The organism is Nocardioides sp. JS614, from assembly GCF_000015265.1.
Taxonomy (GTDB): Bacteria; Actinomycetota; Actinomycetes; order Propionibacteriales; family Nocardioidaceae; genus Nocardioides.
This window is the reverse complement of record NC_008699.1, coordinates 2,389,306-2,400,095: the sequence shown is the minus strand read 5'-3', so window position 1 is coordinate 2,400,095 and position 10,790 is coordinate 2,389,306. Positions and strand designations below refer to the sequence as shown.

The following is a 10,790-nucleotide window of genomic DNA, read 5'->3' as shown; positions in this document are numbered from 1 at the left end:
CAGCCGCTGAAGGGGCCAACGAGGTCGGTCCGGCTGCTACCAGAGGTGTTTTCGCCACCTCGTTCGAGACGTCACCCAAGGCGACGGCGCATGGCTGCGAGCCGCGCCTGCGGCTCGGGGTGGGTTGCGAACCACCTCCGCTCCAGCCGCGACCACGCGCGGCCGCCGTCGGGCGTCTGCCGCGCCAGGCTTTCCTCGTAGAACCGCATCAGCTCCGCGGCCGCGTCCAGGTCGCGAGTCAGGTCGATAGCGAAGAGATCGGCGGCAGCCTCCTCGCGCCGGTCGAAGGTGAAGCGGAGACCGAGAAACGCAACGGCCGCACTCATCGTGGCCAGCAACGAGGGGCCGGCCAGCTGGGGCGAGGCCACAAGAGCAGCTGCAGTGAGACCAGCGCCTGCCAACACGAGGAGTAGGTAACCGACCAGCCACGAGTACCGCGCCGCGGCCGAACTGCGCTCGCGGCGGATGACGTGGCCGAGCTCGTGGGCGGCCAGGCTCTGCACTGCGCCGGCGCTGAGGCCGGTGAGCGCAGCCCGCGCGAACACCACGGTGGGGGGACGACCAGCCCGGAAGCGGGTCACAGCGAGACCACCATCGCCCACGGTCCCATCGGCTTCCCCGGCGACCGGGGCGCCCAGGATCGCAACGACGTCGGTTGCCGGAGGCGGGACGTTCGCGACTGCGGCGACGGCGGCCATCGCCGCGGCGGCCCGCTGCTGCAGCACGACGTCAACCGGGCTTGTTTGCCCGCTGGTGCGCCAGCTGACCGACCAGGCGAACAGGACCTTCGCAAGCGCCACGATCAACAGAACGGCTCCGCCGAGGTAGGCGATAGCCACCACGATCAGGAGCGCTGAGGTCAGCTGATCCGGCATCAGTTCTACGCCTGGGAGGTCGACGGGGCGAGAACGATCAGAATGGCTCTCCCACAACGAAGCGGTGTGTGACTACCCGCTGGCAGGGGTTGCCGTTCTCTCAGCGGCGTTCTAACGCCGTCTTGAGCCCGTCGTGCCCACTTCATCGCGATGCAGTGGGCGCGAGCTCCACGTCTGGGGTCGCCGACGTCGACGGGATTGCGCGGTCCTCGGCCGCTCGGCCGCGGGCGGCTGTCGCAGGCTCCTCGAGGTCCTCGGTCGCCTCGACCAGCTGACGCTGCTCGTCTGTGCTCGGTACGCCGTATCGGCGATCGGCCATCGCCTCGACCTGTGCAACGGCGTTCCACACGTACTCACCCGAGCCGTGGGAGTAGCAGGCGTTGACGTGTTCGCGCGCGTGGCCGAGCTCCTTCTTGCTTGAGCGCGGGTGCTCGCCGAGAGCCTTGAGGGCGCGCTGGGCTCGGCGGATGGCCTCGGAGCGTTCGTTCATCTGCATCATTCGCGGGGTCCCTTCTCGGTGCGGGTGCGCGGCTGAGCGCCGCCTAGCTCGTCGTCGTGGATCTCGCCCGTGTCGAGGTCGACGAGGCCGAGCCGCGGTGGACCGGCCGGCGATTGTTCGTGTGCCCGACGGTTGACGGGCAGAGCGTCGATGTCGCGGGCGATCGTGTTCTCGCGGCGCTGGCGGCTGGCGTCGGCCAGGTGCTCGCTGTGGCGCGGGTTGGCCGGCCAGCTCTTGTGCTCGTCGTCGCAGTGGGTGCGCAGCCTGTTGCGCATCCGGTCCGTGAACGCCGGCAGGCAGTAGCGGTGCCACTCCTCGAGCGCGTCGCTGGTCATCGCCAGGCCGGCCCGCCGGCGCTGGTCGGCAAGGACGGCGATCTCGTGGACCAGGTGCGGGTGCAGAGGCCAGCAGCTGGGGATGAGACCGGAGACGTCCCAGGTGTACTCGCGGTTGAGCCAGATCACGACGTCCTCGAGCCACTCCCACAGGTCGTGACGCAGCTCGGGGTCCAGGCAAGTCGCCGGCTCCCAGGGCCGCGACAGCAGCGCGTGGTTGCCGAGGGCCTTCTTCTCCTCCTCGGTGCCGCTGATGGCGATGTGGAGCTCGCGGTAGGCGAGCCGGACATGGTCCCCGGGGACGGGGAACGGGAAGACCATCAGCGTGGGTGCCGCCCGGCGGGTCTGCTGCTCGGTGGTCACAGTTCACTCCTTGCGTGGTCGGTCTCGTCGTCGACGAAACCGAGACGGCGCGCCTCGACGAGCGCGGCGGTGGCTCGGGCCTCGGGGGTGATGACCATGCGCCGGTCGTTGGTGAGGCGCTCGCGCAGCGCCCGCTGGTCGGCCAGCAGGCGCTCCCCTGCCTTGCCTTCGACGCAGCGGTGCAGCTTGGCGATGATCGGCTTGCCGTTCTCGGCGACGACCAGAGCTTGGCGTTCGGGCAGTTGCCGGACTTCCTCCGGCCGCATGATCGGGATGTCGTCGCCGGAGAAGCTGCGCCCACCGCCACTGGCTCCGCCGGTGGAGTGGGTGACCCGCCCGATGCGGACCGTTCCGAGGAGGTCGGAGATCTCCTGGTTGAAGGCGACGTCCTTGGAGCCGCCGAACATCACCAGGGCGTTGGTGAGGCCGAGCAGTGCTCGGGCCTCGTGCTCACCGAAGATGCTGGTCAGCTGGGGCCGAGTCTGGGCGGCCCAAATGAACGACAGCCCCAGGGCGCGCTCGTTGGCCATTCGGGTACGGAGGGTCGGAAGCGGCGCGGTCGACGGCAGCTCGTCGAGCACCGAGACCAGGGGCGGGCACAGCCGGCCGCCCCGCGGGGAGCTGTTGGCCAGGAGCAGGCCGGTGTCCAAGACGTGCTCGGCCACGGCGGTCATCAGCGGGCTGGCCGAGGCGTAGGGGTCTTCGCGGCCGAGCAGGTAGATGGTGCCGCGTCGACGGATCACGTCGGCGAGGTCGGTGGCGGGACGTCCGGGGCTGGGAATGCAGCGGCGGCGGATGTCGGCCTGGAAGAACAGCGAGACCGCCTGCTGCACCGTGGTGACGGTGTTGCCGGCGGTGCGGTCGTCACCGTTCAGCGCACCGTGCAGGAGGCCGTGCCAGAACGGCTCGGCGTGCGGGTGCCGCCGCAAGATCTCCATCGGCTGGGTGGCTGCGGTGGGGTTGGCGACCCACTGCAGCACGTCCTCGAGCGTCCTACCGGTCAGCGCCGCGGCGTGGAAGTAGCCCTGCAGCACCTTCGCGGACTCGGCGGCGTAGAACCGCGCAGCATCGTCGCCGGTGCCGCCGGTGATCGCGCCCTTGACGGTGCCGGCGGTGAAAGCCTTGGCGCGCCGCTCGGCGACCTTGGGGTCTACGCAGCCGGCGATCGGGTCCCAGATCAGCTCGTCGACGACGCCCTCGGCCAGGCCGAAGGGGTCGAGCACCACGCAGGGCCGGTCGTCGCGGGAGCGTTCGGTGAGGCTGAGCAGCAGGTCCTCGACCTTCGTCAGTGTCACCAGGGCGGCACCCGGAGCGCCGAGCAGTGCAGGGGTGAGCAGGTCGAGGGTCTTGCCGGATCCCTGCGGGCCGATTACGCCGGCGGTGCGGTCCCACGGGACCCACAGCTCGCCGCCTCGCGGCTCGTGGGCGTTACCGATGCGCCAGCCCACGTCCCAGGGGTCGAACCTCAGCTTCATCGCGCCACCTCGGGAACGCTGTCCCCGCACGGGGCGAGGCATCGACGGCAGATCACCGCACGGCCATGGCGTTCTTCTGCTCGGCGACCGAGGAGCGGGAAGGAGGCGTCGGACAGCAGGTCGCGCGCCTCGCCGAGGAGTTCCACCTGGCCGACAGTCACGTAGTAGTGGCGCTCGACGAGGACGGGGCGGTGTCCGCGACGGCGACAGATGATGCCGCCCAAGAGGTGGCGGCCGCGGGTGCGAAGTGTCGGGTTGCCGTGCAGTGGGGTTTCGTGGCTCATCGGTGTTCCTTCGTTCGGCGGCCGTCCAGGAGCCACGGGCTGAGGCCGTGGCCCAGCTGCGGGCCGGGTTGTTCGGTGAGGTCGCCGGGGGTGCGCTGGACCGGTGCCGGTGTCGGGGCGGCCTGCTTGCCGTGGAGGTCCGGGCGGACGATGCCGGCGACCTTGCGGAGCCGGGTGACGCCGAGCAGCTTCTCGGCCTCGGCTGCGGTCGCCATGCCGCGCATGCGGCCCGGGCCCCAGCGCTGGTAGGCCCACGCGCCGACCCAGATGGTCGCGGTGAGCAGCGCGACCTCGGCCAGGGCGAGGCTGACCCAGACCAGGCCGCGGCCGGCCAGACCGTCGGGGGTGGGGCTGGGCAGCCCGGCGTCGGCGTGGCCGCCGAGGACGCCGGGAAGGCTGGTCCAGAACGCGGTGCCGATGGGTGAGGGGAACGCGCCGGCGTTGGCGTCGGGCCAGGTCCATCCGGCGCCGGCGAGCAGATTGGCGACTGATCGGCCGAGCTGGATGCCGATGACGATGACGAACAGGGTCGCCAAGGCCACCGCTACGGGGATCTCCCAGGTCCACGGGTAGGGGTCTCGTCGTCGCTCACGCTGCATCGGTCTGGCCACCTCCAGGCGGTCGTGGGTCGTTGGGCCTTGCTGGTCACCTATGTGCCGTCAGGGCTTCGGTGCGATCACACGGCGCGGCTCGGGCGTGATGCGTTCTCTGCGAGCCAGGTCGAGGGATCGACGTTGTCGGGGCCGTAGATGGAGCCGTTCTTGAGGTGGACCTCGAAGTGGAGGTGGCAGCCGGAGACGTTGCCCTCCTTGCCGACCTGGCCGATCGGCTCGCCGGCGGCGACGGTCTGGCCACGGCTGACGCTGACGGTCGCCATGTGGGCGTACCACGTGGTCAGGGACCCGGCGCCGGTGGTGACCTTGACCAGCTGCGGCCCAGCCCAGGAACGCTGGGTGGTGTCGATCTCGATGGTGCCGGCGTGGGCAGCGTAGACGGTGGTTCCGCAGGGTGCGGAGAAGTCGGTGCCGGTGTGCCACTTGGACCAGTACGCGCCGGTCTCGTGCCAGTTGTGGTTGTCGGTTCCGACGTACTGCGCGGGCACCGGATAGACGACCTCGTCGCAGGACGCGCCCTCGAGGCCGACCGGCTGGACGGAGGCGCCGGGCTTGACGTTGATGTGGACATGGTCGAGGTGGTTCTCGGTAGCGCTCCCCCGGTCCTCCATCGGCCGCCAGCCCTCGCCGACGCGGGCGACCGACCAGATCCGCTGGTACCAGATGATGTAGTCGATGCCGAGCTTCTGGGCATTGGCCTTGGCGTAGGCGGCGAGACGATCGCCCTGCGCGCGGCCCGCCGCGTTGAGCGGCACCATGAAATCGGCCGCGAGCCCGGCCGGGTGGCCGTTGGGGTCGGTGGCGCTCTCGCGGTAGCCGCCGACGGTCTTGATGTCGAACATGGGGCCGAGGATGTTGACCAGCTGGGTCAGCTGCGGCTTGACCGGGCCGAGGTTGTACTTGGCCTCCGCTGTACCGGAGTCGACGGCGCACCCGGCGCTGCTGCCGGCGGTGGTGGCGGTCACCAGCGGGTGGTCGGCGATCTTGCTGGCCTGGGTGCTGGTGTCGACCTCGGCGCCGGCCCAGGTGAGGTTCGCGCCGTAGACGTGGTCGATCGGCGCGTCCTGCTTGGGCTTCTTGCAGGGCTCGGCAGAGCCGCCGAAGGCGTTGCTCAGCTCAGGGGTCAGTGCGCAGTGCGAGGCGTTGCTGCCGTCCTTGCCGTCGTTGAAGTCGCCCAGTATCACCGCAGGGGTGCCGGTGCCGGCGAGCTCGGTCATCGTGGCCAGCTGGCGACGCAGCGCCTCCTGGCGGTGCCCGGCGGCGCTTCCTTGAGTGTTGGCCGGGTTGTGGATGCTCCAGACCCAGATCACCTGCCCGGTGGTCGTCGAGGTCAGCTGCACCAGCGGCATGCCGACGTCCTTCCCGCCGAAGTACGGGATGCCGACGAGGCGCCCGTCGGTCTGCTCCCACTCGTTGCGGTCCCAGATCACCCGGTTCTGTGCCTTCCCGCTGGCCGGGTACATCCCCCACTTGGCCGCGTACTGGTTCTCCAGCGCCTGGGCCTGCGGGCCATGCACCTCCTGGAGGCCGGTGATCGTGACGCCGGCGTTCTCGATCGTGCGCATGGCGCCGGGCAGTCGCTTGTCCCAGGTGTCGTACCCGGCCCGCTCCCCCGGCTTGTCGGTGTGGCCGGCGCCGAGCAGGTTGAGGGTGCCGACGGTGATGGGGTTGACGGTCTCGCCCTGGCAGTTGGCGACGTTCGTGGTGGAGCCGTCGTCGGGCAGGTCCGGCAGGTCGCCGCCGAGCAGATCGGTGATGTCGCCGGCGACGTCCTCCCACTGGGCGTAGGCGTCGGGGTAGCCCGAGCGCTGGACGGCCTGCGCGGCCTGGGTGAGCGGCATGTTCTGCCAGCCGGGGATGTCGAGGAGCCCGGGGTTGCCGGTGTGCTGGGCCTGGCCGAAGAACGCGCGGGCCGCGAGGACGGCGTTGGTGATCTCGGCCCGGCTTCCCCAGCCGGCCGAGGGGCGCTGCTGGAACAGGCCGCCGGAGTCGCGGTCACCTCCGGTGAGGTTGACCAGCTTGGACTCCTGGATCGCGGCGGCGATCGCGATCTGCAGCCCGTAGCGGGGAATCTCGAGATTGCGGGCGACCTGGGCGATGGTGATCGCGTTGCGGGCCTGCTCGTCGGTCATGGTCGGGTAGTTGGACGCGAACCGTAGCCGCATCAGCTGGGCGAGCACGTCGCCGGCCGGCGGCTCGGCGGACGTCGGGGCGGTGGTCGCCGCGGGCACGACCCCGTCAGTCGTGGTGGTGGTCTCGGGCGCGCTCTCCGGGCCGGCGCCGTTCATCGCGATGCGAGCCGAGAGCCAGTGGTGGTCCGAAACCATCGTGCCGTCCCAGCCCTGTTCGAGCCGGGCGCCCTGGTGGTGCGGGAAGAAGATGAAGTCGACGCCGTGGTTGTGCCATCCGTAGCCGGCGGCCTTCATCTTCGCGGCCGCCGTCCAGGGGATGTCGGTGTAGGAGGCCTGGGTGTTCATGTCGCCGCCGATCAGCACCGGACCGTGGGCGGCCAGCGAGTTGCGCAGCTGCAGCAGGATGTCCATTCCGGCGCCGTACTGCTGGGGCCGGGTCAGCGGCGGGTTGCCGTGCTGCTTCGGCCAACGGTGCGGGTTGGTCATGTGGTGGGTGGAGACCACCGAGACCACGGAGCCGTCGGCGCGGCGCAGCATGACCCATGTCGCGAAGCGGTCCCACGTGACCGGACGCCCGTCGTAGAAGGTCTTGTCGTCGTCGACGAGCTGGACCCGGCCGCCGTTGACCTTCGTCCAGGTCGAGCTCTTCCAGAGCACGACGTTGCCCATGGCCTGCTCGGGGCCGGTGCCGGTGCCGGCCGGGGCTGCCACCCGGAAGGCTGAGTAGCCCGGGGCGGCGGCTTCGATCTGCTCCAGGCTCCAGCCGCTGGCCTCGTTGAGGGTGACGAACTCGGGGTTCTTGGACAGGACCTTGGGCATGGAGGCCCGGAACCCGTCGAGGCCGGAGCGGCGCGGGATGTTGGCCTGCGCCATGGTGATGTTGCCGTTGACCGGGCCGCCCACCGGGCCGTCGATGGCTCCGAGGTCACCGAGCTCGGTAGGCGCGGTGCCTTGGCTGCTCTGGGTGCGGCACTCGGCGGCCGCGGTGGTCGTCATCACCACCATCAGCGTCACGAGGAACGGCAGCCCCATGAAGATGATCAGGACGGGCAGTCCCGCGAGCAGCAGCTTCTTCATGACAGGTCAGTCCCGAGGTCGCGCGCGCTCAGGCGGCGGACTCGATGGCCTCGTTGGTGTAGTAGAGCTTCTTCTCCAGCGGGTGGAGCACCGTCTGGACCTTGTAGGTGGCGTCGCCGATGCACCACAGGGCGCGGCCCTTGTCCTGCATGGCCCACCCGGAGACGAGGTCCTGGGCGATCGGGCCGAGCCCGAGCATGGAGTCGAGCTCGCGGGCGACACGGGGCTTCTGGGCACCGAGGATCTTGATGTCGGCCAGCTCGAGGAGGTCCTTGGCGATCATCGCGGCCTGGGAGTCGGCGTCGCCGACCGAGAGCAGGTCGGAGGGCTTGTGGAGGTTGCAGAACTGGATGTCGCCGCCCTTGCCGGCCATGCCGCGTGAGAGCCGCAGGTCGGCGTCGAAGCTCGCTACTGCGGCGGTTCCGAGGCGCATCTGCTTCCAGACCTCGTCGCGCACCACGATGCGCAGGTCGCCTGGCTCGGCGATCTCCCGCAGACCACGCCCCCAGGAGTTCATGCACAGCAGCGCGATGCCCACGGCCTCATCGCCCAGGCCGTCGAGCCGGGAGAGGCTGAACGACTGGATCGGGGCCCGCCAGTCGACCTCGATGTTGGTGAAGTCGTCGAAGAGGCCGGCGAGGGTGCCGGTGACCAGCTCGCCGAGCGCGTTGCGCAGCCGCCGGGTCTCGTCGAGGAACTGGCGGGTGTTCGCGTATTCGCAGGCACGGACGAGCTCCTCCGTGGGGTTGCGCAGCAGGTCCCACAGCCGCGGGATGGTCGTCTCTTGCAGGACGCTGTTGCCGGCGGCGTAGCCGGTGAGGATCGCCAGCGCGTTGCGCACGACGTCGGATTCGTCGGGGCCGAAGGGCACCCGGCGCTCATCGTCGATCTTCATGCTGCCGACCAGGCCGCGGACCAGGACGAGCCACCGCTTGAAGATGATCGTGGCGCGGCGCTGCGCCTCCTCGGCCGAGAGCTTCTCCCAGCCGTCGCCGAGCGGCCCCATGGACAGCGGGTTGACCCGGGCCCAGAAGCCGGGGGCGATGACGAAGGGGTCGACACCGAGCGCGCGGCACAGCGACTCGTACTCGTCCTTGACGTCGCCAGTGACCAGGGTGCGGTAGCCGAACGGCATCATCCGGGTGCAGAACGCCTTGGTGGTGCCGGACTTGCCACTTCCCGGCTTGGCGAACTGGAAGATGTTGGGGTTGGTCGCGGGTACGTCGTCGCGCAGCACCCACCCGAACGGGTCGCAGTAGAAGCTGCCGCCGGAGAGCTGGTCGACGCCCATCTGGGCGCCCGTCGGGGGCAGGGCGGGAGCGGAGACGAAGGGCCAGAACACCGGGGCCTGGTCGCTGGTCATCCGCCAGGCCATCGCCGGGGCGGTGGCGGCGGCCCAGCCTCGGCCGCGGCGGGTGGCACCGCGGCGCGGCGCGTAGCGGAAGAGCCGGGGCTCCTTGGCCTCCGGGGCGAGCGTGGGGATCGTGGGCAGGTCGTGCCCGAAGTCGGAGAGCAGGGCGGCCATGTCGCGGCCGCCGCGGCGGTTCCGGCGGGGGGTGGTGGTCATCAGGCGTCTCCGCTCCGGGTCAGGCTCGAGCCGAGGGGGATGGTGGACGCGGCGAACCCGACGTCCTGGGCGAGGTCGAGGCGCAGCGGTGCGAACCCGGCGCGTCGGACCGAGGCGTCCAGGCGGCGCCCGAACTCGGTGATCCGCATCGACTTGGGGACGGTGACCGTGCACACGCCGTAGGGCCGGGTCAGCGAGTTGCCGCGGGCCAGCTTGGCGTCCAGGCCGCGGGCCTTGTGGGCTTCGTCGCGCTGCTTGGCGCGGGTCTTGCGGCCGAGCTTCTCGTTCATCCCCTCGGCCAGGTCGGCGGCCCACTCGGCGTTGCCGGACTGCCGGTCGGCCTTGGTCTGGGACACGATCGGGTACGCGACGACGAACGATCGCCGCTCACCGAACTCGCTGGGGGTGAGGATCGGTGCCAGGGCACCCATCGCGACGCCGCGGGTCGGCAGCTTGATGGTGGCGCTGACCGAGTTCCAGGCGTCGTGGCTGTAGTGCCGCACTGTGGCGTCGGCACCCGAGGGGCCGGCCATCGCCCACGGGACGTCGGCGTTGACGCTCGGGTCCTTCTCCCGCAGCGAGAGGGCCTCGACGATGCCGGCGCGGTCGCCGGGGGCGAATCCGGTCCGGCAGGCCAGTGCGAGCTCGGGGCTGGTGAGCCAGCGCACCGTGGTCATCCCCATCGGGCCGCGCAGCTGGGCCTCGATCTCGGCCATGAGCAGGTAGAGCTCGCGGCAGCGGCCCTCGAAGCCGCCCCCGGACTCTTTGGCCGACCTCGCGATCCGGGTCTCCGGGACCAGGATCGTCACGAACTGCTCGGTGCGCACCGATGCCTGGGTGAGGCCGTGGGCCAGGTCGCTGTTGACGACCTCCGACAGCTCCGGGGCGTTGGGGCGGCGGTGGCGGTTTGCCCACAGGTCGCGCTCGGCGCCGTCCTCGGGGACGGTGCGCACCATGAAGAGGATCTCGTCGACCTTCTCGGTGCGACCGGCGACGTCGAGCAGCCCGGCCAGCGCCTCGCCGTAGCGGGCTCGCTCTTCGGTGTCCTTCATGCCGATGCCGGGGTGCACGATCGAGGCCGTGACCGCCCAGGTCTTCATGGCGTGGTCCTCGATGATCGCTACGCGCTGCAGCTGCGAGCCGTGCGGCGGGCCGTCGTGGATCTGGACGCCCTGGAGGACCCCGGGCAGGTCCGGGGTGTCGAGGTCGTCGCCGCGGCCCTGTGTGGCCTTGGCGCGGAACGAGGTCCAGCCGAACAGGCCGCCGACGGCGTACATGGTCGAGGCGAACACCCAGCCGGTGGCCGAGCGGCCGCGCACCGGGATCACGGTGATGGCCAGGAGGAACACCCAGACCAGGGCGAACAGAAACGCGGAGAACCACGCTCCGCGGCTGATCGCCCAGAACGCCGGCAGGCTGGCCAGCGCCAGGAACATCAGCTGGCCTCCGGAGAGGCCGAAGAACCAGCCGATACGGTCGCGCTGGTAGTCGGCGTAGGTGGTCATCGTCGGCTTCCCTTCTGGTCGGTGGGTGTCGATCGGTGCTCGAGGTGGGGCGGTCGGTGCATCG

General features: G+C 70.6%; 9 protein-coding genes. All 9 read right to left on the bottom strand.

The annotated features are described in order from the left end of the window. Window positions 1–71: 71 nt before the first annotated feature. Entirely contained in the window at window positions 72–875 is an 804-nt protein-coding gene (locus NOCA_RS12850) for a M48 family metalloprotease (protein ID WP_011755698.1), read from the bottom strand. 142 nt (window positions 876–1,017) lie between these two features. Then, window positions 1,018–1,365 carry a hypothetical protein gene (locus NOCA_RS12845; protein ID WP_140404176.1) on the bottom strand — a complete coding sequence of 116 codons (348 nt, stop codon included), beginning with the start codon at window positions 1,363–1,365 and terminating at the stop codon, window positions 1,018–1,020. 5 nt (window positions 1,366–1,370) lie between these two features. Continuing rightward, window positions 1,371–2,072: a hypothetical protein gene (locus tag NOCA_RS12840; protein ID WP_011755696.1), complete on the bottom strand. Its 702-nt coding sequence runs from the start codon at window positions 2,070–2,072 to the stop codon at window positions 1,371–1,373. Beyond that, window positions 2,069–3,547 carry a type IV secretory system conjugative DNA transfer family protein gene (locus NOCA_RS12835; RefSeq protein WP_041546521.1) on the bottom strand — a complete coding sequence of 493 codons (1,479 nt, stop codon included), beginning with the start codon at window positions 3,545–3,547 and terminating at the stop codon, window positions 2,069–2,071. Before NOCA_RS12835 ends, NOCA_RS12840 begins: the two co-directional genes overlap by 4 nt. After that, complete coding sequence (locus tag NOCA_RS27095; RefSeq protein ID WP_140404175.1) at window positions 3,544–3,831, bottom strand: hypothetical protein; 288 nt, start codon at window positions 3,829–3,831, stop codon at window positions 3,544–3,546. The genes NOCA_RS12835 and NOCA_RS27095 overlap by 4 nt, the downstream gene beginning before the upstream one ends. Beyond that, window positions 3,828–4,430, bottom strand: a complete 603-nt coding sequence (locus NOCA_RS12830) for a hypothetical protein (RefSeq protein ID WP_011755694.1) — start codon at window positions 4,428–4,430, stop codon at window positions 3,828–3,830. Before NOCA_RS12830 ends, NOCA_RS27095 begins: the two co-directional genes overlap by 4 nt. A gap of 77 nt (window positions 4,431–4,507) precedes the next feature. Beyond that, complete coding sequence (locus NOCA_RS25840; RefSeq protein WP_011755693.1) at window positions 4,508–7,654, bottom strand: peptidoglycan DD-metalloendopeptidase family protein; 3,147 nt, start codon at window positions 7,652–7,654, stop codon at window positions 4,508–4,510. A gap of 28 nt (window positions 7,655–7,682) precedes the next feature. Beyond that, entirely contained in the window at window positions 7,683–9,221 is a 1,539-nt protein-coding gene (locus tag NOCA_RS12820) for an ATP-binding protein (RefSeq protein ID WP_011755692.1), read from the bottom strand. After that, window positions 9,221–10,726, bottom strand: coding sequence for an SCO6880 family protein (locus NOCA_RS12815; RefSeq protein ID WP_011755691.1), 1,506 nt, complete (start codon window positions 10,724–10,726; stop codon window positions 9,221–9,223). The genes NOCA_RS12820 and NOCA_RS12815 overlap by 1 nt, the downstream gene beginning before the upstream one ends. Window positions 10,727–10,790 lie beyond the last annotated feature (64 nt).